This window comes from Pontibacter sp. Tf4 (genome assembly GCF_014212495.1).
In the GTDB taxonomy this organism is placed as follows: Bacteria; Bacteroidota; Bacteroidia; order Cytophagales; family Hymenobacteraceae; genus Pontibacter.
This window is the reverse complement of record NZ_JACKZC010000003.1, coordinates 134,562-157,479: the sequence shown is the minus strand read 5'-3', so window position 1 is coordinate 157,479 and position 22,918 is coordinate 134,562. Positions and strand designations below refer to the sequence as shown.

At 49.3% G+C, this 22,918-nt stretch carries 24 protein-coding genes; 12 read left to right on the top strand and 12 right to left on the bottom strand.

Features of this window, described 5'->3' with window-relative positions:
• Positions 1-10: 10 nt before the first annotated feature.
• Positions 11-604 carry a hypothetical protein gene (locus H7F15_RS06180; protein ID WP_185196093.1) on the bottom strand — a complete coding sequence of 198 codons (594 nt, stop codon included), beginning with the start codon at positions 602-604 and terminating at the stop codon, positions 11-13.
• Positions 605-761: 157 nt separating this feature from the next.
• On the opposite strand from H7F15_RS06180, the gene hrpB reads away from it, so the two are divergent.
• The 3 genes from hrpB (at position 762) to H7F15_RS06165 (ending at position 4,787) form a co-directional block, all read left to right on the top strand.
• On the top strand, positions 762-3,209 hold the full coding sequence (gene hrpB, locus H7F15_RS06175) for an ATP-dependent helicase HrpB (RefSeq protein ID WP_185196092.1): 2,448 nt from the start codon (positions 762-764) through the stop codon (positions 3,207-3,209).
• A 258-nt stretch (positions 3,210-3,467) separates the two neighbouring features.
• Complete coding sequence (locus tag H7F15_RS06170) at positions 3,468-3,770, top strand: GIY-YIG nuclease family protein (protein WP_185196091.1); 303 nt, start codon at positions 3,468-3,470, stop codon at positions 3,768-3,770.
• A 603-nt stretch (positions 3,771-4,373) separates the two neighbouring features.
• Complete coding sequence (locus tag H7F15_RS06165) at positions 4,374-4,787, top strand: DUF4625 domain-containing protein (RefSeq protein ID WP_185196090.1); 414 nt, start codon at positions 4,374-4,376, stop codon at positions 4,785-4,787.
• A gap of 84 nt (positions 4,788-4,871) precedes the next feature.
• On the opposite strand, the gene H7F15_RS06160 is transcribed toward H7F15_RS06165, so the two are convergent.
• The 4 genes from H7F15_RS06160 to H7F15_RS06145 all read right to left on the bottom strand — a co-directional run bounded on the left by H7F15_RS06160 (position 4,872) and on the right by H7F15_RS06145 (position 7,249).
• A complete protein-coding gene (locus tag H7F15_RS06160) occupies positions 4,872-5,840 on the bottom strand; it encodes an ABC transporter ATP-binding protein (protein ID WP_185196089.1) in 969 nt (322 codons plus the stop codon).
• A 371-nt stretch (positions 5,841-6,211) separates the two neighbouring features.
• Complete coding sequence (locus tag H7F15_RS06155) at positions 6,212-6,670, bottom strand: cold-shock protein (RefSeq protein ID WP_185196088.1); 459 nt, start codon at positions 6,668-6,670, stop codon at positions 6,212-6,214.
• Between the two features lie 55 nt (positions 6,671-6,725).
• Complete coding sequence (locus tag H7F15_RS06150; protein ID WP_185196087.1) at positions 6,726-6,950, bottom strand: hypothetical protein; 225 nt, start codon at positions 6,948-6,950, stop codon at positions 6,726-6,728.
• A 107-nt stretch (positions 6,951-7,057) separates the two neighbouring features.
• Positions 7,058-7,249 carry a cold-shock protein gene (locus H7F15_RS06145; protein ID WP_185196086.1) on the bottom strand — a complete coding sequence of 64 codons (192 nt, stop codon included), beginning with the start codon at positions 7,247-7,249 and terminating at the stop codon, positions 7,058-7,060.
• Between the two features lie 240 nt (positions 7,250-7,489).
• Here H7F15_RS06145 and H7F15_RS06140 point away from each other — a divergent pair, with 240 nt between their 5' ends.
• Entirely contained in the window at positions 7,490-8,161 is a 672-nt protein-coding gene (locus H7F15_RS06140) for a YceI family protein (protein WP_185196085.1), read from the top strand.
• 167 nt (positions 8,162-8,328) lie between these two features.
• On the opposite strand, the gene H7F15_RS06135 is transcribed toward H7F15_RS06140, so the two are convergent.
• Positions 8,329-9,624 (bottom strand): PQQ-dependent sugar dehydrogenase, encoded by a 1,296-nt coding sequence (locus H7F15_RS06135; RefSeq protein ID WP_185196084.1) that lies wholly within the window; start codon positions 9,622-9,624, stop codon positions 8,329-8,331.
• Positions 9,625-9,864: 240 nt separating this feature from the next.
• Here H7F15_RS06135 and H7F15_RS06130 point away from each other — a divergent pair, with 240 nt between their 5' ends.
• The 8 genes from H7F15_RS06130 to H7F15_RS06095 all read left to right on the top strand — a co-directional run bounded on the left by H7F15_RS06130 (position 9,865) and on the right by H7F15_RS06095 (position 17,636).
• The gene (locus H7F15_RS06130; protein WP_185196083.1) at positions 9,865-10,092 is read left to right on the top strand and encodes a hypothetical protein; all 228 of its coding nucleotides are present in this window, start codon (positions 9,865-9,867) and stop codon (positions 10,090-10,092) included.
• 39 nt (positions 10,093-10,131) lie between these two features.
• Positions 10,132-11,910 (top strand): arylsulfatase, encoded by a 1,779-nt coding sequence (locus H7F15_RS06125; RefSeq protein ID WP_185196082.1) that lies wholly within the window; start codon positions 10,132-10,134, stop codon positions 11,908-11,910.
• Between the two features lie 92 nt (positions 11,911-12,002).
• Positions 12,003-12,644, top strand: coding sequence for a SulP family inorganic anion transporter (locus H7F15_RS06120; protein ID WP_185196081.1), 642 nt, complete (start codon positions 12,003-12,005; stop codon positions 12,642-12,644).
• Positions 12,638-13,768, top strand: a complete 1,131-nt coding sequence (locus tag H7F15_RS06115) for a SulP family inorganic anion transporter (RefSeq protein ID WP_185196080.1) — start codon at positions 12,638-12,640, stop codon at positions 13,766-13,768. The genes H7F15_RS06120 and H7F15_RS06115 overlap by 7 nt, the downstream gene beginning before the upstream one ends.
• Before the next feature lie 198 nt (positions 13,769-13,966).
• Positions 13,967-14,125, top strand: coding sequence for a hypothetical protein (locus tag H7F15_RS06110; RefSeq protein ID WP_185196079.1), 159 nt, complete (start codon positions 13,967-13,969; stop codon positions 14,123-14,125).
• Between the two features lie 274 nt (positions 14,126-14,399).
• Positions 14,400-14,654, top strand: a complete 255-nt coding sequence (locus H7F15_RS06105) for a hypothetical protein (RefSeq protein ID WP_185196078.1) — start codon at positions 14,400-14,402, stop codon at positions 14,652-14,654.
• A gap of 133 nt (positions 14,655-14,787) precedes the next feature.
• Positions 14,788-16,842: an acetate--CoA ligase family protein gene (locus H7F15_RS06100; RefSeq protein WP_185196077.1), complete on the top strand. Its 2,055-nt coding sequence runs from the start codon at positions 14,788-14,790 to the stop codon at positions 16,840-16,842.
• 374 nt (positions 16,843-17,216) lie between these two features.
• Positions 17,217-17,636 (top strand): response regulator, encoded by a 420-nt coding sequence (locus H7F15_RS06095; RefSeq protein WP_221627008.1) that lies wholly within the window; start codon positions 17,217-17,219, stop codon positions 17,634-17,636.
• Positions 17,637-17,686: 50 nt separating this feature from the next.
• Here the strand turns inward: H7F15_RS06095 and H7F15_RS06090 are convergent, their stop codons facing one another.
• The 6 genes from H7F15_RS06090 to H7F15_RS06065 form a co-directional block, all read right to left on the bottom strand.
• Positions 17,687-19,027, bottom strand: coding sequence for a sensor histidine kinase (locus H7F15_RS06090; RefSeq protein WP_185196076.1), 1,341 nt, complete (start codon positions 19,025-19,027; stop codon positions 17,687-17,689).
• Between the two features lie 11 nt (positions 19,028-19,038).
• Positions 19,039-20,070 carry an ATP-binding protein gene (locus tag H7F15_RS06085; protein WP_185196075.1) on the bottom strand — a complete coding sequence of 344 codons (1,032 nt, stop codon included), beginning with the start codon at positions 20,068-20,070 and terminating at the stop codon, positions 19,039-19,041.
• Positions 20,060-20,464, bottom strand: coding sequence for an anti-sigma regulatory factor (locus H7F15_RS06080; protein WP_185196298.1), 405 nt, complete (start codon positions 20,462-20,464; stop codon positions 20,060-20,062). The genes H7F15_RS06085 and H7F15_RS06080 overlap by 11 nt, the downstream gene beginning before the upstream one ends.
• A complete protein-coding gene (locus H7F15_RS06075; protein ID WP_185196074.1) occupies positions 20,457-20,870 on the bottom strand; it encodes an STAS domain-containing protein in 414 nt (137 codons plus the stop codon). The genes H7F15_RS06080 and H7F15_RS06075 overlap by 8 nt, the downstream gene beginning before the upstream one ends.
• Positions 20,871-20,874: 4 nt before the next feature.
• Positions 20,875-21,750, bottom strand: coding sequence for an STAS domain-containing protein (locus tag H7F15_RS06070; RefSeq protein WP_185196073.1), 876 nt, complete (start codon positions 21,748-21,750; stop codon positions 20,875-20,877).
• A 405-nt stretch (positions 21,751-22,155) separates the two neighbouring features.
• A complete protein-coding gene (locus tag H7F15_RS06065) occupies positions 22,156-22,791 on the bottom strand; it encodes a TlpA disulfide reductase family protein (protein WP_185196072.1) in 636 nt (211 codons plus the stop codon).
• Between the last annotated feature and the right edge of the window lie 127 nt (positions 22,792-22,918).

Genomic DNA, 22,918 nt, shown 5'->3' with positions numbered 1-22,918 from the left:
ATGATAATCGCTAACTAACAGCTATATCTATAGTCTCTTTCTCAACTACTTTGAATTCGCCGACGCAAAGAATTTCCGATCTAAAGTTATCTGTTTTTGCCCCTGACCAGTAACTTTGAGCATTATTATATATCTTTTCAAAATCAAGCGTTGCTATACTTAGTTCAGGCCATAATGCATCATGTTCTTCACCTTTGAAGGCTATTGGTTCAAATCTATACACTTTTGCTCCATTTTTGGCTTTTAGTACATGCATCCATTCCTTAGGGTTATTGGTTAAGTATAGTCCTTCAAATCTTGATACATTATCACCATGTTCAACAGCGCGTATAAATTCATAAATGAGCTCTACTCTGTATTTGTGAATGAATAATCTATCTCCGCTATCAAAATTGTCCAGATCCATTTGATTGTATAGCTTTTCAAGCGGGAATTTATCATTTATGCCAAACGAAGTTAAAGTATCTATTAACTTATCTGCTCCTGGACTATTTTTTATTCTATAAATAAAAGCCTTTAAGGTATTGTTTGGGACACCCTTATCTACTTTAAGAATTTCATTTAATGCCAATTGCATTTTGTTGTTTCTATCAATATGATACATCTGTCGTTTGATATAGTTAATAGCTTTTTACTAGGGGCTATGCCTATATTCTGATAAAGATAGTATCATTATTGATATAGAATATAAACAAATTTCAACTCCCCAACTTTAAGTACATTTGTAGTAAGTATTTTTTAATTAATCATTTTCTACCCTCTTGCCCTTCAACCCATTTACCATAGACTTACCCGTTCGGGAAATCATACCTGCTGTTAGGGAGCACCTGGCGGCGCAGAATACGCTGATCGTAAACGCCCCTCCCGGAGCCGGTAAAAGCACCTTGCTGCCGCTGGCTATACTCGATGAAGTATGGCTGACAGGCCAGAAGATCATCATGCTGGAGCCCCGGCGCCTGGCGGCCAAAACCATTGCCGAGCGCCTGGCGCAGCTGCTGGGCGAGGAGGTAGGCCAGACCGTCGGTTACCGCATCCGGTTCGAGAACCGCACCTCCGCTGCTACCCGCATCGAGGTCGTAACAGAAGGCATCCTCACCCGCATGATCCACAGCGACCGTGGGCTTACGGGTGTGGGCATCGTAATCTTTGATGAGTTTCATGAGCGCAGCATCCATGCCGATGTAGCTATGGCCCTGAGCCGGGAAGCGCAGCAAACGCTTCGCCCGGACCTGCGCATTATGGTGATGTCGGCTACCCTGGACATGCCCCAGCTCACCAGTATACTAAAGGCCCCGGTGGCGCAAAGTATGGGTCGGCAATACCCCGTCGAGACCATTTACACCGGCGACGCCGACGACCGCATGCTGCCCGAAATGACGGCCAAAGTGGTGCAGCAGGCAGCGCAGGAGCAGGAAGGCGATATCCTCGTGTTCCTGCCCGGCGAAAACGACATCCGAAAAGTAGAGATTATACTTCGCAAGCAGCTGCGCGGCGTGCAGATACACCCGCTGTTCGGCATGCTGCCCTTCGGCAAGCAGTACGCCGCCATTATGCCCGACCGCCAGGGCAGGCGCAAAGTGGTGCTGGCAACCAGCATCGCCGAGACCAGCTTAACCATAGAAGGCATTTCGGTGGTGGTGGATACGGGCTTCGGCAAAACCTCCCGCTTCGATCCGAAGTCTGGTTTGTCGCGCCTCGAAACGGTTCGCATCTCCAAAGACGCCGCCGACCAGCGTGCCGGCCGGGCAGGGCGCTTGGGCCCCGGCACTGCCTACCGCATGTGGAGCAAAACCACGCATGAGCGCATGGCCCCGCACCGCACCCCCGAGATCATGGAAGCAGACCTGTCTTCGCTGGTGCTCGACATGGCGCAGTGGGGCATCACCGATATCCGGGGCCTTACCTGGCTGAACCCGCCACCGCGCGCCGCCCTGGCCTACGCCACCGACATGCTGCACCAGCTGCAGGCGCTGGAGCATGGCCGCATCACGGAGCATGGCCAGAACATGCACCGGCTGCCCTGCCATCCGCGTATCGCGCACATGCTGCTCATAGCCGAAGAAACCGGCCAGGTGCCGCTGGCAAGCGATATTGCCGCCGTACTGGAAGAGCGCGACCCGCTGGACCGTAACGCTGGCATCGACATTAATTTAAGAGTAGAAGCCCTTCGCAGGTATAGAAAAGAGCAGGGGCAGGGCAAACGCTTTGCCAAGATCGAGAAGATAGCCCGATCGTACCGGCAGCTGTTCCAGGTAGAGCCCGATAACGGTACTTTCGACGAGTATGAAACCGGCGTGCTGCTGGCGCATTGCTACCCGGAGCGCATCGCCTACGCCCGTCCCGGCAACAACGCGCAGTTCCAGCTGGCCAGCGGGCAGTATGCCTCCGCCGGCCATAGAGATGATCTGGCGCACGAGCCCTGGCTGGCCATCGCGCATCTGCACGCCGGCACCGGCGACAACCCGGGCCGCATTTTCCTTGCCTCGCCGCTCAACCCCCGCGACCTGGCCCCGCTGCTGAAACAGCAGGAGGTCTACCACTGGGACGTGAACGACGGCGAACTCACCGCCTCTTTGGACACCCGCATCGGCAGCATCGTGCTGCAAAGCAAGCCGCTGCCAGCGCCCGACGAGAAGCACCGCGTACCCGCCATGTCCGAGGCCATCAAAGCAGAAGGCGAGCACCTGCTGGACTTCAACCACGAGCTCACGCAATGGCAGAACCGCGTGATGAGCCTCCGCAAATGGCGCCCCTCCGAGTTCTGGCCCGACGTGAGCACCAGCACCCTGCTGATGACAAATGCTGAGTGGCTGAAGCCTGACCTCTACGATATCGAGCACCCGGACGAGCTGATGGAACTGGAGCTACTGCCGATACTGGAAAAGAAGTACCTGAACAAAGAACAGCGTGCCCGGTTGGATGTACTGGCTCCGGCTTATCTGACGCTGCCAGATGGATCTTCCATCGAGTTGGAGTATAAACCGGATGGTGCACAACCGCGGCTGGAGATAAGATTGCAGGATATTCTGGACTGGGAAGAAAGCCCCAAAGTGGATGATGGAGAGATGACGGTAGAGCTGGCTTTACTTACGCCAGACCTAAAACCGATCACGACCGTGTCGGATCTGGCAAGTTTCTGGAAAGGAAACTATAGGGTGATCAGGCGGCAGCTGGAAGTTGTGTTTCCGGAGGTGAAGTGGGAGAGATAACCCAAACAGGGGAGGGAATACTGTAACTATTTGTCATCCCGAGCGCAGCCGAGGGATCTTATATAGCAGTATATTAGATTGAAATTCTCTCTTATTTCTTATTCTAAGTAAACAAAAGGGCTTTCAATTATCTTTTTCTGGACAAATAAGATCCCTCGGCTGCGCTCGGGATGACATAAAAAAGCTTTAATACACTTTGCTTGTTTTTAGGAACTACTATAAACACTTTGAAGTTCTTGTTGCTTTAAACCTGACTCTATGTTTAACAGCAATTACTTTGTCTATATCACTTCTAATACCACACGATCTACTTACTATATTGGCATAACAAATGATCTGGCCCGCCGCATGGATGAACATTACCAAAACAGTGGTGACAAGAAGACATTTACGGGTCGCTACTACTGTTATACTTTAATCTACTACGAGCGCTACGTTACACCTGAAGATGCGATAGCGCGCGAAAAGCAGCTGAAAAATTGGAGCAGGAGTAAGAAAGAAGAATTAATCAGAAAACAGAACCCGCTCCTGAAGTCGCTGAATGACATAGTTATGTGCTGAAAGGGAATTTAAAAATTCCCTCCTCCTTGGACTACCATGAACGAGAGGTCAAAGTCAGCTCACCAAAAAATCTCTTTCTTAGACTACCGAGAAGCGATTTCGAAGGTAGCGAGCGTAGCTCTGAGGGGGCAGGGGTGATTGGACCAGCAGCATCTATATAACTGTAACTCCAACTATAGCAAGGGCAGCAATTCCCCTCTTGAGAGGGGTAAGGGTGTGTTTGCTAACTATAGAACTATAGCTGACAACTATAGCCAAAACTCAATCCTGTAATTATGTAAATCCTTGAGGTAGGGGCCTATTTAAAGATTCAGACAATCTCTCTCCTGTCTTGGGCCTCTCAATAAAAGAAAATAGCCTTGGGATGCGGTAAAAGGCAAGGAGCTGGACAAACTCAAACTATAAAATGATAGCCGGGTCAGGTAACCTAACAGCCTTTAACCACGCAACTTAGCTGGAAGTCCGACCTTAATCTACACTTACTTTCAGGCACCTGACACAACAACGTACAATCCCTGCCGTTAAATAGGAAATGAAATGCGGACCAAATGGCATTTGTCGTAAAAGGAAGCATGAACTATTATTTACTAAATTCTAATTACTATGAAAAAACTTAATTGGGCATTCCTGTTTCTTTTCTCTTTCGCATTTATTGCCTGCGATGACGATGATGATGAAGTAACACTGGATACAACCGATCCGGTGATCACGATCACGTCCCCTACAGATGGCGCTACAGTTGCAGCTGGTGGTGAGATTAACCTTGAAGGTACTGTAACAGACAACGAAGGACTGGAAGAAATCACGATCAGTATGACTGACCCAAGTGGAGCGACAACAGAGCTTTCGGATAAGACCATCCGCGATTTCCTGAACGATGACAGAAACGCTGATTTTGACGTGGACATCACCGTAGATGCAAACGCTGCTCCCGGCAACTGGACAGTGAATGTAACTGCCATGGACGATGCCGGTAACGAAGCTACCGAGTCTGTTACCGTTACACTGACAGAGTAAGCCTGCGCGTAACGCACAGGACATAAACAGAAAAGGCCTTGCAATGCGCAAGGCCTTTTCTGTTTTACAACAATCTCTTTAAGCTTACACCCACCAGGCTTCGGTTACCGCTAACTGCACGGTATCGCCTGCCTTAATATTGTGCTGCCTGGTTTTTAGCAGCAGGGTTACTTCTCCGGCCTGTACTTCCAGTTCGTAGTAGCTGCCAAAGTAATGCACGGCTGTAACTATAGCAGGTATGCCACCCTCTTGTACCAGTTCTATACTTTCCGGGCGGAGCAGGAGCTGCTGTTGCTCATTGCCGTTCTCCAGCCCAAACAAGGTTTTGGCAGAGGCTAAAGGCACCAGGTTGTACTTACCGAACAGGGAGGCTGTGTAGGCGTTTACCGGTTCGTGGTAAAGTTGTTGCGGCGTGCCCTGTTGTATGAGTTTACCCTGCTGCATCACCAAAATTTCATCGGCCCAGGAGAGGGTGTCCAGCGGGTCGTGGGAGATGAGCATGAGCGTAATGCCCAGTTCTTCGCTGATGTCGCGGATAACGGATTTGAGAATATTCTTGTGGCCCATGTCCAGGTTGGAGAAAGGCTCGTCGAGCAGGAGCAGGGCAGGCCAGGTGCTGAGCAGGCGGGCCAGGGCAATGCGCTGCCTTTCGCCGCCGGAGAGCTGGTTGGTGCGGCGCTGCAGCAAATGGCTGATGCGGCACACTTCGTACAGTGTCTGTGCTTCTTCGTCGGTCAGGGTGTTGGTGTAGCGTAAAACCTGCTCTACGCGCAGAAACTGTGGCAGCTCAAACTGCTGCGAGAGGTAAGCGATCTCGGGGTGGCCGGGCACCAGTTTGTCGTGCGGACCGATGACCTTTTCGTCGTTAAAATAAACCTCGCCGCGGTGAGGCTGTACAAGGCCAGCTATAGTTTGCAGTAAAGTACTTTTACCGGAACCTGTTTCGCCGGCAATGGCAATTTTCTGATGCAGTTGCTGGTTAAAGCTGATGTTGTGCAAAATAACCGATCCCTCTTCCTCAACAGAGATACCGGAAACACGAAGTAATGTCATAAGCAGTTAAAAAAGAGCCGTCCTTGCAGCCAGACTATAGCCGCCACCACCTGAAGCAGTGTAACCGGGCAATGCCCAAAAGTACACAATCCGGCGCATTAAATAACCTGAAACCCGGATTACCAAATAGCGAGAACTACTTGTGCGGCCAGCTATAGTTTATAGTTGGTGCCGGCTGCTAACCGGAAAGCAGAGGCAGCTATAGTTTAAACCAACTATGGGTAAACAGGAATAGCCGCTATAGTTGGTAGCGGCTATTGTAACAAGAGCCCGAAAGGCTCCGGTATAGGTAGCTGTGTTGCAGGCGTGTGCCGGCGCAGCTACCTATACCTTATCTTTAAAAACAGGATTGTAAAATTTTGCCAAATGGCTTAGCTAACAAGCTTCACTTTAACAGCTACCAGGCCTTTCTGTCCTTTCTCTACCTCAAAAGTAACCTTGTTGCCTTCGGCTATTGTACCGGCCAGGCCGTTCTGGTGCACAAAAATGCTTTCCTGTGTATCGTGGTCTCTTATAAAGCCATAGCCTTTGGAGGCATTAAACATGGTGACGGTTCCTTTCCGGATGAGGTCTTCCGGATCTGGTGGGGCCTGCCGGGAGATATTGATCTGGATATCCTCCGCCTTCACATCTTTTTTCTTCTTCGTCGGATCCGGCGGCGTATCAGATATGTTACCGAATTCGTCAACATAGGCCATCATTTCGTCAATGCCCTTGCCTTTGCTGGAGTGGGTTTTGCGGTCTTCGCGCTTCTGCTCCTTGTCTTGTCTTTTGCGTAATTTCTTTTTCTCTTTTTCCTTTTTACTGAAGGTTTCCTGTGATCTACCCATTTATAGTTTTTGGTTTTTGATTTGGTTACATATACGGTTCGGCTTTGTTAACAGCTTATTTTGCCAGGTAATTGGTGCCGTTGCGGATCCACTTTTCAAAAAAGTTGTTATCGCTGAACTCGCCTGTCAGCAGCTCAAACTCATCTGCATCGCTGTTAACTCTGGAGTCCATAAAGCCTGGCAGCGAGTCCTGGTTGTTCGGTATCCAGTCCTGTCCTTTTTTCAGCGCAACGCAGATGTATTCGCGTGTGGTGGTGTCAACTAAATATTTACGGTTCATGGTGGGGCAGTGTTAAATGGTTAAACAGATGGCAGCCGGAGCGGCGCAAACAAATAAAAAAGCCTTACAGGACGTAAGGCTTTCTTAACATGATGTATGAAGCCAGACTAAGCTAACTTTACATTGACTGCATTCAGTCCTCTTTTTCCTTCTTTCAGTTCGAACGTTACTCTGTCGTTCTCTCTGATTTCATTGATCAAACCGGTTACGTGTACAAAGTACTCCTGATTTGAATTGTCTTCTTTGATAAAGCCAAACCCTTTGGTGTCATTGAAGAATTTTACTGTTCCTTGATTCATGTGATTTTGTTTATGATATACCTATTACATTTTTGGAGGCATATCCGTTCATTATTTGGTACAATGTACGATAAAAAATTTACAAAACGCGATATGAGTAACTAAATAAGTGAAAATTGTAACTATAAAAGTGAATATTTATACTTTGCGCCGGTTTTGTCCGTTACCAGACACAGCAGTTTCTCAAAATTGCTTAACTTCAGTCCCGGAAACTATCCTTAACCTCAACCTGACATCTGTATGAAAAAACACTACCTTGTACTAAGCGGACTTGCGCTGTCAACGCTGCTGTTTACAGCTCCTGCGAGCGCTGGCAATACAACTACCAACCCCGTTACCAAAACCGCAGCAGCTGCAACCACACTGCCGGTGAACACCGAAGCCAGCACCATGAAGTGGAATGCCAAAAAAGTGGGTGGCGAGCATTACGGAACGATAAAGCTGGCAAATGGCGCCCTGCAGGTAAAAGGCACCAAACTGACAGGCGGCAGCTTTACCATTGATATGAACACCATTGTGGTGGAGGATATTACCCGTGCCGACTCGAACAAGCGCCTGACCGACCACCTGAAATCAGATGACTTTTTCAGCGTTGAAAAGCACCCGGCTGCCACCTTTACCATTACTAAAGCTACCTTACTAAAAGTAAAGACAGGTGAGAACTATAGCATAACCGGCAACCTGACCATTAAAGGCATTACTCACCCAATCACGTTTCCGGCTACAGTAACTATAAATGGCAAAAGCGCCACTGCCGCCGCCACAATAGAAGTAGACCGCACCAAATACGACATCAAGTACCGTTCCGGCCTGGTAGGCACCGCTGCCGACAAGATCATTTACGACAACTTTACCATCGACCTGAAATTGACTGCCGGAGAAACTGCCGGTAAACAACTGGGCACGAAATAAGCATGCCTATAGTTAGGCTAACTATAGCAAATGGTTAACCCAACTATAGCAAACAAAATATCCCGGCCACATAAAGTAGCCGGGATATTTTGTTTTAGCGCAACGCTAATCAACCTTAGTTGTAATTCAGTTATTCTGTTAAGAACGCGCTCTTAAACTATAGTTTGTTACTGCTTTGGTGTAATTTTCCAGAGCTCGCCGTTTTCCTGATCGGTTACTACATAAAGCGCGCCATCCGGGCCCTGGCGCACGTCGCGAATGCGCTGGCTGCGGTCTTTCAGCAGGTGCTCTTCGCCGGTTACGCGGTCATTCTCCAGCTTCAGGCGTACCAGCATCATGTCTTTCAGGCTACCAATAAACAGGTTGCCTTTCCACTCCGGAAACAGGTTGCCGGAATAGAACTGTGCTCCGGCTGGCGCTATCACCGGGTCCCAGTAATAGACCGGATCTACGTAGCCCTGCTTGGTGGTCACTGAATTAGGAACAGGTTTGCCACTGTACTCTTCCCCGAAGGTTACCAGCGGCCAGCCATAGTTCTTGCCTTTCTCGATCAGGTTCACTTCGTCGCCGCCCTGCGGGCCATGTTCTACTGCCCATAGTCTTCCCTGTTCGTCAATAGCTGCCGACTGCACATTACGATGGCCCACCGACCAGATCTCCGGCATGGCGCCCTGCTGGTTCAGGAACGGGTTCTCAGGTGCTGGTTTTCCGTCTGTAGTAATGCGCAGAATTTTGCCCATATGGCTGTCCATGTGCTGTGCCTGCGGACGTATTTCCAGGTCGGAGCGTTCGCCCAGGGTTACAAACAGCATACCATCGGGTCCGAAGGCAAGGCGGGAGCCATAGTGCATGGTGCCGTTATAAGCCGGCTTAGCCTGGAAAATTACCTTTACCTGCGACAGGCTGCTGCGGTCTTCTGATAAAACACCTTTGGCTACACTGGTGGCATTGCCGTTGCCGCGCGGCTCCGAAAAGCTCCAGTAAATGGTGCGGTCAGATGCAAAGTTGGGGCTAAGCGCCACATCCAGCAGACCGCCCTGGCCACGTGCATCTACTTTAGGAACACCTTTGATAGGCGCACCCATTTTACCGTCTGCCGTGATGATGCGCAGCTGGCCGGGCTTTTCGGTTACCAGCAGGTCGCCGTTCGGCAGCGGCTCTACTGCCCATGGGTTTTTCAGGCCTTTTGCAAGTACAGTAACCTGTAGCGGGGTGCTGGTGGTAATACCGCAGGCGCGGTTCTGTTCCTTAAAAGTAGGTTTCTGCTCCGGTACATTGGCTGTGCGTGTTTCCAGCGGTTGGCAGTCTGCTGAGGTGTTTGCAGCAGTGGCGGTAGAGTCAGAAGTATCGGTGCCGGTCTCGGTCGTCTCGTTTTCGGCGGTAGTGGCAGTACGCTGGTTGCAGGAGGTGCCGATGATCGCAAGTGCCAGCGCCCAGGGTAAAATCAGTTGTAAATTCTTCATAGTTTCGTTTTTTGATATGAGTGTTTAGCCGCAGTAAATCTCTTATTTTACTCTATAAGTCTTATTTATGTTTAAGGGCTACGCTGCGCTCCCTGTTATAGTTCAGATGCCTGTCGTTCAGGCTTCTGCGTTGTTGCCGGGAGCAGGACCCAAACTATAGTTTCCTGCGCCGCTACTTCTTTTTACCTGCATAGCTGTAGCATTAATGGCGCCGGCCCGTATAGATTTCAGGTGGTTGCAGTGCCGGACACATCGCAAACTATAGCTTCGCTCAAAACACAGAAAGGCAACTATAGTTTGTGTACGTTTATAGTTTACCAGCCTTCAACCATTAACACACACCACAAACCTCTTACTACGGATCATTACCACCCACCAGGTCCGCAGCCGCCAATAACTATAGTTGCATATAACCAGAACAGGATGGCGGCTTTTCTATACTTTCTGCTTTTTAGTCAAGCTATTTAGCAGGAAGCCTTTATCACGAATATCTAAACATAAGATCGTATGAGTTCACAAGGTCAACCAAACTTCCTGCTCATAGTTGTGGACGACATGGGCTATTCTGACTGTCAGCCTTTTGGCGGAGAGATCAGCACACCAAACCTGCAGCAACTGGCAGATAACGGGGTACGCTTCCGTAATTTTCATACTTCGGCGTTGTGTGCGCCTACAAGGGCCATGTTACTATCCGGTTGCGACAACCACCATGCCGGGCTGGGCAATATGCCAACGGCGCATTCCACTAACCAGTACATGCAGCCCGGCTATGAAGGGTATCTCAACAAAGATGTGCTGACCATTCCGGAAATACTGAAAGAGGCAGGCTACCATACCTACATGGCTGGTAAATGGCACCTCGGCGAACTCGAAGGTTTCCGGCCGCATGCCCGTGGCTTTGAGCGAACCTTTTCTTTTTTAGGAGGCGGTGTCAGTCATTTTAAGGACCAGCGTGCCCTGAGCGAATTTGAGCAGCCGCACACCGAGTACTCGGAAAACGGACAAACAGTGGAAAACCTGCCGGAGGACTTTTACTCATCGGACTACTACACCGATAAAATGATGCAGTACATAACCGAGCAGGACGATGGGGAGCCTTTTTTTGCTTACCTGGCCTTTACTGCGCCGCACGACCCGCTGCAAGTGCCGGATGGCTGGCTGGATAAATACAAAGGCGTGTATGATGGCGGTTATGATGCGATCCGGGATCAGCGCCTGCAACGGATGAAAGAGCTCGGACTGGTACCCAACGATCTGACCCCGAATGAAGGCAGCGGGGAGTTTAAAAAATGGAACGAACTGACGGAAGAGGAACGGACAGAGGCGTCGAGGAAAATGGAGATCTATGCGGCCATGATCGAGAACCTGGACTGGAACCTGGGGCGCCTGTTCGATAAACTGAAAGAGCTTAATAAATTCGACGACACCATTATTTTCTTTTTGTCGGATAACGGGGCCAACCCCAAAGAGCCCCACTTTTACGCTCCTAACACCAAGGAGTCGATTGCCCGGGAATACGATAACCGCCTGGAAAATTACGGTAAGATCAACTCGTTTATCTCTATAGGCGGGGCCTGGGCCGAAGTGGCCAATACACCTTTGTCTTACTTCAAGATCACGACCTATGAGGGCGGTACCCAGACGCCGCTCATTGTTTCGGGCAGGCGCATGCACCGGCGCGGCGTGGTAACCGACCAGGTGCTCCACGTTACCGATATTCTGCCTACGATCTTAGATTTTGCCAACATCAGTTACCCGAAAGAAAAAGGGATGAAACCACTCTACGGCACCACCCTGAAACCATACCTGCAGCAAGAAACCAAACAACCGGTACGCAATGCCTTTGATGTGCTTGGCTATGAAATAACCGAATGCAAAGCCGTGATGAAAGGCGAATGGAAACTGATCTTTATGCCGCCGCCCTATGGCGAAGGAGACGAATGGCATTTGTTTAACCTTAAGGAAGACATCAAAGAAGAAAACAACGTAGCCGCACAATTTCCCGATAAGTTTAACGAGCTGAAAGCCGAATGGAATGCCTATGTGCTCTCAGTGGGGTATATTAAGGCCAACGACGAAAGAGCAGTGGCCAAGCTTGGGTACGAAGAATTTTACCGGTTCGATCCGAAGCACCGGATAGCTCCGGAAACGGGGCTGGCTACAACTGCCAGAAACACCGGAAAAGCTTCTAAAAAGAGCGCGCCTAAAAAGGATAACTCTAAAAAGAATGCACCAAATAAGAATGCTCCCAAAAAGAACATTCAGCCGACAAAGCTGGGCGATTAAGGGATAGTTTTCTGTTTGAGACCCTGGTTTGCAGAGCGGCTATAGTTAACACAGCTTTCGCGGCAGCCGGAGTAACTATAGTTTGTAAAGGCATGAACACGAATCCGGAATATAAAAACGGCAACAAAACGACAGACCCTCCGGAAGACCTGCTTCCGGGAGAGGCAACGCTGAAACGCACGGTAGAAGCGCGCCGCCAGAAGCAGGCAAAGGTCTCTACACTGAAAGATGATGCCAATGCCGGACTGACCGTAGCCATGAACGAGATTCCGGACGGAATGGCATGCGGCCTGCTGGCCGGGGTAAGCCCTGTGATGGGGTTGTTTGCCGCAGTATATGGGTGTCTGGTGGGGGGTATCTTCAACAGCTCCAAACTGATGATCATTTCTACCACCAGTGCGGCTGCTTTTCTGTTGTATCAGCTTACACAGGCTTACCCGGAAGCCCAGCGCGTGGACGCTCTGCTTTTGCTGGTCATTGTATCCGGTATACTCATGATCCTGATGGGGCTATTGAAGCTTGGCAACCTGGTGCGGTTTGTTTCCCATTCGGTGATGACGGGCTTCCTGGCGGGCATTTCTATCCTTACCATTTTAAGCCAGCTGCCTACGCTGTTTGCCATTCATGCCGAGGGCCCAAACAAGGTGCTGCAGACGATAGACCTGTTTCAGAAAATACAGCTTACCAACTGGCATGCGCTGCTACCTGGTTTGGCTACCATTTTTTTATGTTAGTGCTGCCCCGGACGCCCCTTGGCAATAAATCGGCTATAGTTTCCATTGCGCTGCCGTCGCTCTTTATTTTTTTCATGCAGTGGGCCGATGTGGAGGTGGTGCATGATGTAGGGGATATACCAGATGGTTTGCCTCCGTTCCGGCTTCCCGATTTCACGCTGCTGCAACCGGCCTTGTTCAGTGGTGCGCTTTCGCTGGCGCTTATTTCCCTGATACAGGCAGCAGGCGTCAGCCAGAGTGTGCCCAACCCGGATGGCTCGCGGTCCAACACATCCAAAGATTTTGTCAGTCAGGGGATTGCCAATGTTACATCGGGGCTGTTTGGTGGCATTGGTGTGGGTGGTTCGCTGGGCTCTACGTCGTTAAACATTGTGTCGGGTGCCAGGAGCCGGTGGGCCGGCATTTTTTCGGGCTTGCTGGTGCTGGCGCTTGTCTTGCTGCTGCCTGCTTTGATCGGGAATGTAGCTATGCCGGTGCTGGCGGCTGTCATGATCTATGCCATGGCAAGCTCCCTGAAACTGGAAGAGAACAGGCAGGTCTGGAATGCCGGATGGGCCTCCAGGATCGGCCTTATCTGTACCTTTTTAGTTACCCTGTTTATGCCCGTTCAGTACGCCGTGCTCATTGGTGTACTGTTATCCTTTACCCTTTATTTCCTGACATCGTCGCGGTTGGTAAAGCTGCACCGGCGGGAACTTGTAAACGAAGGCTGGTTTAAGGAAACAGCCATGCCCACCCAAATAGAAAGTGAGACAATACACATTTTTGCGGTAGATGGTGACCTGCATTTTGCCGGTGCCCGGATACTGGAAAATCAATGGCCTATAGTTGCACCGCAAACCCACCGCCCGGTCATCATCCTGGAAATGCGAGGTCGGAATAACATCGGTGCGACCCTGACAGAAGTGATCGAGAAATTTTACGAAAAGATCGAAAAGGCAGGAGGAAGGTTCTATATCACTGAATTAGGACAGAACAGCTTTGCCGGTTTTCAGGCGCAGGCAACACCCGAGGTGTTAGAAGACATACAGCTATGGAGGAAAGAAGAGATCATTGGGAACAGCACCCGACAGGCAGTGCAGGACGCACAGGACTGGCTTAAAAGCAACACAATAGCTTCCTGAATTTGGTTCTTATCGTTAAAGTTGATGCGCTGTCGTGTTGTTTACTGACGATTGCTAAAAGTTATAGTTCCAACTATAGTTTGTAACGGCTATCCAGTTGTGTCATTAAATTTTCGATTTCTCATTGCGCTACACGCAGAAAGTGGTTTAAATTCGTATGATAATCAGCAGGAAATTACAGGTTAACCAGGAGAGCCAATGAGTACCAGATCAAGAGACCAGCAGAAGAAGCAGCGCCAGAAAGAGTTCAGGGAAAGAAAAGAACACCAGGAACAACAGAAAGCTTTAGCAAAGAAAGCGAAACGCAATTCCGCTGGAAACGACGGTGAAATAGCCAACCCAAAGACCGAAGCGTAATTCCTGTTTCAACATTCCTGGAACTATAGCAATTAACATTTTGGGTCAGAATTTTTGAAAGCTGATGCAGTATCAGGCCTGGCGGTAATACACCCGAGTTCGCTTATGTTATAGTTGGGCAAATATTCCCTCCGTACAAAGCAGTACTATCCCCAGTAAAGTATTTCCTGCTATTATGGTTGTATTGGCTAACAGAAGTGCTATCCGTGGGCCTGGTAGTGAGGTTGTCTGATGGAAGTATTACATTGAGATTTACACAACCTGAACCCATCTGATGAAGAAGATACTTTATGTAGCTGTTGCCCTGAGCATGGCCTCCTGCTCTGCCGATAATGCACTGGAAGATACCTTATACAATGTAGTAGAGGCCGGCGCCAACATGGCTATCGATTCGCTGCACCAGGCGGCAGACAGAGAACTGGAACGGCACACCGGTATAGATTCGCTGGCTTCCAGAATTAGTGCTTCCGATACAATTAATGTGGAGCGCGAAGTGAAACGGAAAATAATAGAAAGCCTGTCGGAATAGTGTAAAGCTGGTGTGAACTATAGCCGGTGTGTGCGGGAATAAGCCCGCGCAACAGGTAACCTGAAAATGACTTGTGTCATAGTTTGAGAACCCGGAAGGGAGTTACTTTGGCCTCAGGTAAACTATAGTCTTCATGATCACACCGCAACTTCTGCAGCCTTCCAGTATAGCCATTGTGGGCGCATCCAACGATACCTCCAAACCAGGAGGAAAAGTGCTCTTCAACATTCTAAAACATGGGTATGCCGGGAAGGTGTATGGCGTAAACCCCAGAGAGCAGCAGGTGCAGGGAGTGCCTTGTTACCCAACCTGCGACGACCTGCCGGATGTAGACCTGGCGATTATCGCGATTGCTGCGCACCAGGTGGAGGCCGCTCTAAGTTCCCTTGCCTATCATAAAAACTGCAAAGCGTTCATCCTTTTCTCGGCTGGTTTCAGCGAGGCAGGCGAGACCGGTAAAGCGCTGGAGCAACGCTGCGTACAGATATTAGAAGAAGTGGGTGCAACGCTCATCGGTCCGAACTGCATCGGTGTTATTACCGGCAACTATAAAGGCGTTTTTGCCGGTCCGGTGCCTGCATATGATCCGATGGGCTGTGACTGTGTATCTGCTTCCGGAGCAACGATGGTGTACCTGCTGGAATCCGCGATTCCGAGGGGATTGAAATTCCGGGATATTTTTTCGGTTGGCAACAGCGCCCAGATAGGAGTAGAGGATGTGCTGCAATATTGGGACGAAACGTACGATCCGGCTTATAGTTCCAGCATCAAACTGCTGTACATGGAGCAGATCGCAGACCCCGCGCGCTTCCTGAAACATGCCCGCTCGCTTGTTAACAAAGGCTGCCGGATTGCGGCTATAAAGGCAGGAAATACAGAGGCTGGCTCAAGAGCTGTTTCCTCGCACACCGGGGCTTTGGCCGGCTCCGATGCCGCCGTAAGTGCACTGTTTCGGAAAGCGGGCATTATCCGTTGTTACAGCCGGATAGAGCTGGTGTATGTAGCCGCTATCTTCACTATAAAACCTTTAAAAGGTAACCGCATAGCCGTGATCACGCATGCCGGTGGACCGGGCGTAATGCTGACCGATATACTGGTAAAAGGCGGGATGGAAGTGCCGCCTATAGAAGGCCCCAAAGCAGGTGAGTTGCTGGCAAAACTACATCCGGGCTCCTCTGTCTCAAACCCCATCGATTTTCTGGCAACCGGTAATGCGCAGCAGTTAGGCGAGATACTGGACTATGTAGACAACGAATTTGATGATATAGATGGGGCAGTCGTGGTATTCGGCACCACAGGTATGTGGCGGGTGGATGATGTGTACCAGGTGCTGCACGAAAAGATAAAGACTTGCCGTAAACCAATTTTTCCGATCCTGCCCTCCGCTATACAGGCCGCCGAAGAAGTGAGCCATTTCCATACCATGGGCCACGTCAATTTTACGGATGAAGTAAGTTTTGGCTATGTGTTGTCCAGGGTAAATAAATTGCAGCAACCTTACCCGGATGCCCCGCTTCCTATAGTTGATGTGCCCCGCATCCGGGAGGTGATAGGAAACAATACGACTGGCTATCTTCCACCAGAAGATGTGAATACGTTGCTCCAGGCAGCAGGTATTGCCACGGCTGCGCAGGCTACTATAAAATCAGAAGCGGAAGCTATAGTTGCGGCAAAAGAGTTAGGTTTCCCGCTGGTGATGAAAGTAGTTGGGCCGGTGCATAAATCGGATGTAGGCGGTGTTGTGATTGGCATACAAAATGAGCAGGAGGTTGCGGCCAACTATAAGCGCTTGATGGCTATAGTTGGTGCGGAAGCCGTACTGCTGCAGCAACAACGCAGCGGGATTGAAATATACATGGGGGCCAAGGCAGAGCCACCGTTTGGCAAACTCGTACTTTGTGGCTTGGGTGGCATTTTTGTAGAGGTTTTCAAGGACATATCTGCGGCTTTGTCGCCGGTGCACAGCGAGGAAGCAGCCCGCATGATCCGCCGCCTGCGCGCTTACCCGATCATACAGGGTGCCCGGGGCAAACCCGGTGTAAGTGAGGAGTTGCTGGTCCAGACCATCCTGAAACTAAGCGCCCTGCTCGAAGCCGCTCCTGAGATCAGTGAAATGGACATAAATCCACTATTAGGAAGTCCGCAAGCTTTGGTAGCGGTTGATGCCCGCATCTTCATTGACAGGTAACTCTCCTGAAGTACCCATTCCACTAAAATACCCGAAAGCCAACTATAGCGTAGGGTTATAGAACTATAAAAGGCCGCTCTGTTTACTGCAGTGCGGCCTTTTAACATACAATTAAATGTAACAGCACTAGAGTTTACCTGCTATAGTATAATGCCTGCTTCCTACGCAAGGAGGAACGTATTGTCCAGATTCGCAGTAGGTTGATCAATGATTTTAATTCTTCCTCAATTTCTGCCCATGCAGTAATGTTGATGCAGTTTAAGAGGTGTTATACATTTTGAAAATCTAAAACTAAGTAAGATATTTGTAACTGAAAAACAGCTATAAACTATAGCTGTATGTGAGTTGATTGTATTATTTCTAAAACCTGAAAGATGCTTGATTTAATATTGTTAGTAGACGATGACGAGACCACTAACATTTTGAATAAACGCTTGCTGGAAGAAATGCAGGTAGCCAGGCAGATTAAGGTTTGCACGAATGGTAAAGAAGCAATTGAGTACCTGACTGATGCGTGCAGTGAAGATGGTGCATCAGAAAATATCTGCCCGGATCTTATATTCCTGGATATCAAGATGCCGGTAATGGACGGGTTCTCGTTCCTGGAAGAATATCACAGCCGTAACCTGGACTCTAAAGATCATGTCATCATTATGATGCTTACTTCTTCGGCCAGTTTTTACGATCTGGAGCGCTTGAAGAACTATAACCGGGTTAAAAAACACTACTCCAAAACCCTTACCAAACACGACGTACAGGAAGTATTGCAGGAGTTTTTCTCCAAAAGCAGATAATCAAAAGAGAAGCCTGATCTTTCGGATCAGGCTTTTTTTATTCCTATAGTTTAAACCAAGGGAGTAAGTTCGGCGGCAGGCCAGGTAAAAGTAAAGCGTGAACCCCGCCCTTTTGATTCTACCCATATTTTCCCGCCTTTACCTGTTATTATCTTTTTAACGATGGCCAGTCCTAAGCCAGTGCCGGCTGTAGCTTTGTTTACCGTAAAGTACATGTTAAAGATATTGGTGTGTAAAGCGTCTGGTATCCCCGGGCCATTATCTTCTACTGTAAACAATACCCAGTCGTGCTGAATGTTAAACGAAACAGAGATGGTGGCGCCCTGCTGCATGTCGTGGTACTTAATGGCATTGCCGATCAGGTTGCTGAAAACCTGGTGCAGCAGAATGACTTCGGTGGTAAGTGTAAAAGTAGTAGCCGGAAAAAGGATCTGAACATGCTCCGGCACTCTTAACAGGCCTTTTATTTCGCGCAGTACCTCAAGCAGGTCTACTTTTGATTTGGCAATGTTTCTGCTGCCCGCCAGCGAGTACGAAAGGATACTCATGATAAACTGGTCCATGCGGGTTGTTTGCTTGTGCAGCAACGGTAGCAGTTCCTTTACATCGTCCAGTCGGTTACTTTCCAGGTAATCCTGCATGGCGCGGGCAAGGCCGTCTATGTTCTGTAAAGGGGCACGCAGGTCATGAGACACGGTGTGGGCAAACGTGTCGAGCTCCTTGTTTATCTCCTGCAATCGTTCGTTCTGTTGTTCGCGCTCCTGTAACAGTACCTGTATTTCCTGGTTATTCTGCTGTAGCTGTTCGTTCAGCCTGCTGATCTCCTGCAGCTGTTGTTCGGCAACTTCGTTACGTTCGCGCAGCTGGTCCAGCACTTCCAGCAATTGCATGTTCTGGCGCTTTATCTCTGCATAAGGCGACACGCTGTCCGTATCAAACTCGTAGGTCCAGGACTCGGCGATGGCTTTGGTTACAGGTGGAGCATTGTGCTGCAGGCGCTGGCGCAGGGTAACCCGGGTACCTTTTTCAAACTCACTCTCAATGGTAAAAAAATCAACCAGCTTGCGCGAGTTAGCCAATCCGGAGCCTTTCATTGTAGAGCTGCCTTTATGCTGTTTCAGCAGGTAATCGATGTTGCCGATGCCACGGCCACGGTCACTGACTACCGCCTCGATGTATTTTACGCCATGCTCTTCGGGTAAATTAAAAACTATAGTTCCGTTGCCTACATGCTCCACCACGTTCCGGCAAATTTCAGAAACAGCTGTGGCAAACTTGGTCTGGTTGGCAATGGTAATGCCCAGCTTTTCGGAGAGCTGTTTTGCCCGTTTGTAAGCCAGCACTACATCCAGCTCGTTTGCAATGTTAATCTTGAGAATACTTCGTGGCATGTGGTCTGCACTTAATTTCTTGAACGGGCAACAACTACAAGGGCATCATCAGTTTCACGACGGAAGTCGCGGTAAAGCACAGCTGCAATGATACTTACATCGTGGCGGTGCAGGTTAGGGTATTTGCTCAGGTCGCTGCGCGAAAGAATACCATCGGAGTGGAGTATGAGCAACTTGTTTTTTTCCCAGTCCATTACCTGGGTATTAAGTGTAGTTGGTATGTTATGGCCCAGAATTCCATTATAGGAGATAATGTTTTTGCTGGATGAATTAACTATAGCAGCCCCATCAGGAGTGTAAACCTTACCTGCTATGTTACCAATACCACAGTACCTCATTTTGTTCTGCGCCAGGCTGATCTGTACTATAGTTCCTACGGCGCCGCGTGTTTTACGGATCGCTGTGTGAATACCCCGGAGGTTGCTGGCCGGGTCTGAACTATAGTTCTCCAGAAAGTAATGTGCGGCCTCTGTGCTGGCATCTTCGGCGGCGGAACCATGTCCGAGACCATCCAGGGCTATCAGGTAACAGGTGCGCCCATTTTCGATCATAGCAAAGCCATCGCCGCAAAACTGTTCGTTCATTTTAGGTACCAGCAGGGCACCTACATCAAAACTACCGGAAATACGTGGGGCTTCAGCCTGTCCTTTATAGATGCGGGAAAGCAAGACCGTGCCGCACCCCGAGGAAGAGAACATATCAAACACATGCGACTGCCGCACAATGGCTCCCAGACCTTCGCCGGCTGTGCCAGCGGTAGAGTTGCCATCTTTCAGCATTCGCTGCGGGTCCTTCATGCCCGGGCCGTTATCCAGGCACAGTATTTCAAGGGCGTTATCGTGGGTGTATTTTACCAGCATTTCGCCCCCTTGCGGGGCGTGCTTATGCAGATTGGTTGCCATCTCCGACACCACAATGTTAATGCGCCCTACTTCGGCAGGGGAGAAGCCATAGCTCTCGGCCAGGCGGGCAATATCACGTTTTACAATATTTGCAAAACTTCTGTCTGACAGTATAAAACGTTGGTGGTGCTTAACGTCCATTTTTCCAGTGAGTAACCGTAACTGTTGTACCCGAGCCAACCTTGCTCTTTATATCGAATTCGTTTACAAGGCGCTTGGCACCCGGTAAGCCCAACCCGAGGCTGCGGCCCGTCGAAAAGCCATCCTGCATTGCCTGCGGGATGTTCTCGATGCCGGGGCCTTCGTCTACAAAAGTTAATCTTACGCCTGTCTGGCCGTTTTTGCTGATTATTTCGAGGATAATTTTTCCGCCGTTGGCATACTTTAGCATGTTCCGGACAAGCTCGCTGGCTGCTGTTATGAGCTTGGTCTGGTTTACCAGGCTCATCCCTATTTTTGTGCTCAGCTCACGCACCCGGTTCCGGAAAGGTACAACGTCCTGCTCACGCACGATCTGCATCGTGTCTTTAGTCATCGTGATCATCAGTCTCCCCGTCGTTATCTTCCTCTGCTTGCTCGGTTAAAATATCTGTTTTATCATAAAGTAGCTCCATGCCTTTCTCTACGTTCAGAGCCGTGTGTACGCCCTGCAAGGTAAGGCCCAGCTCTACCAGGGTAATGGCAACAGCAGGCTGCATGCCCACTACTACTGTTTCGGCATCCATGATGCGCGACATCGAGGCGATATTGCCCAGAATGCGGCCCATAAAGGAGTCAACTATGTTTACGGCAGAAATATCAATAAGCACGCCGCGGGCACCGGTTTTGCTAACCATATTGATCAGGTCGTTCTCCAGGTTCAGGGCCAGCCTGTCGTAAAGGTCTACCTGTATAGTTACCAGCAGGAAGGGGCCCATCTTTAAAATAGGAATCCGTTCCATGCTGTTATTTTATAATGCGGTTAGTATTAACGGTTGTTTTTTTAGGTTTTACCTCGAGGGCGAGCATGTTAAACGCCAGCAGCAGGGCACTTGCCAGCGTAGCTTTTGTTTTAACGTTCGACAGATCGATGCCCAGGTGAACTATAGTTTGCGCAATTTCGGCACGGATACCGGAGATGATACATTCTGCTCCCATCAGGCGGGTGGCGCTCACTGTTTTGATCAGGTGCTGCGCTACTAATGAATCGACGGCAGGTACACCTGATATGTCTAAAATGGCAATGCTGCTGCCGGTATTTACAATTTCCTGTAACAGGTTTTCCATTACAACCTGCGTGCGCGAGCTGTCCAGGGTACCGATAATTGGCAGGGCCAGAATGCCATCCCACACCCGGATTACCGGCGTAGAGATTTCGTTAATCTCATCGGTCTGGCGTAAAATAACTTCTTCGCGACCTCTTAAATACGTTTCGAAGGTCAGTATGCTCAGGCTATCCAGCAATCTGTTAATCTGCAGCACTTCTTTGTACAGCAACTCCGGCTGATCACGGCGCTCTTTCTCCAGTACATCGGTAAGCGCAATTTTCAGACTCAGTACATACAGGGTTGTTTCGCACGGGGTAAAGCCCTGGCGAGCACGCGTTACCGAAATATCGCTCAGTATATCCGTTACCTGCTCAAATTCATTTGCGTAGATATCATCGAAATTGCCTTTTTCAATGGCTGAAAGCAGACCGTTCAACAATTCTTCTGACTGACGGCGAAGGTCATCGTTCGATATCAGGTCTTCGCGTAGCGACTCATCTGCCAACTGGTTTTGCATCCAGTTCTCAAGGATGGCCTTCTTCTTTTTTTTGAGCAATTGCGCTGTTGGGTTCATAGGCTAATAGCTTTGTTTTAGCAGATATGTGTATAGTTAGTATCGAATATTTGCGAAGGTAACTCTAACAGCTAAGCATCACAATTTTTTGATAATGTTTTAAAAATAGAGGGCTTTACCGGCGGTGTTTGTTTTGAAGCTATAGTTGCTTTCAATGCAGTTTATAAACAGCTGCAACTATAGCCCTGTACTCTACTTATAAGCAAGCATAAAAGGTTACACGATCTGGGCGAAACTGTTAATTGTTCTCTCAGTGAGAGCCTCACTACCAAGTACGGAAGTACCTCTTATAAGAGGCCATTTGTAACTTCATTACCACCGCGTCAGCATCTGTTTACTGCAGGTAGTCAGACCCTCGTAAAAAATGAAGCTGCCCGTATTGATCAGGCAGCTTCATGCAGGTTTTTAATTTCTGACCATATTCTTTAAGAATTCTGCTACTTCCGGTGTATCGTAATCGGCCATGCCTTCCTGCTTGGCAATGATCTTGCCTTCGGGCGAGATGATGAAGGTTGTTGGAATGGCATTGGAGTAGAACTCCTGCGGGAAATTGCTGGCAGGCATGTAGACCGGGAAGGTGTACTTTTTCTTGTCGATAAATTTCTTCACCTTCTCCATACCGCCTTCGTCCACGCTCAGCATTACAAAGGCAATCTTATCAGAACCTACCTTGTCGTATAAGGACTGAATATTCGGCATTTCGGCGATGCAGGGCGGACACCAGGTTGCCCAGATGTTGAGAAATACCACTTTCCCTTTCAGGCTTTCAAATGTTACCTGGTTGCCCTCCAGGTCCACCATCCTGAAACCGGCTCCGGCCATTTGGGTATTGGCCACGGCAGCGGCCTCTACCACTGCGGTTGCATCCGGGTTTTGCAGTGTTTCCGGTACATCCGCATTTTTAATACCGGTTGCCAGCAGCATGCGCTGCACCTGTCCGATGGCCTCTGTATGTAAACCTGTTAAGTATAGAATCCCGAATACGCCAAGCATCACTGCCCAGCCCGGTATGTCTTTTATCGAAAATTTCTTCTTGTTCATGATGTCATGTATTTTTTAGGAATCAGATAGCGTGGCTTTAACCAGCCATCGTTTTGTTCGGGCTGCCCCGGCAAGGCAGCACCAAATCTGGTATTTTAATAAATCATTTGTCCGACAGGTCAAACCT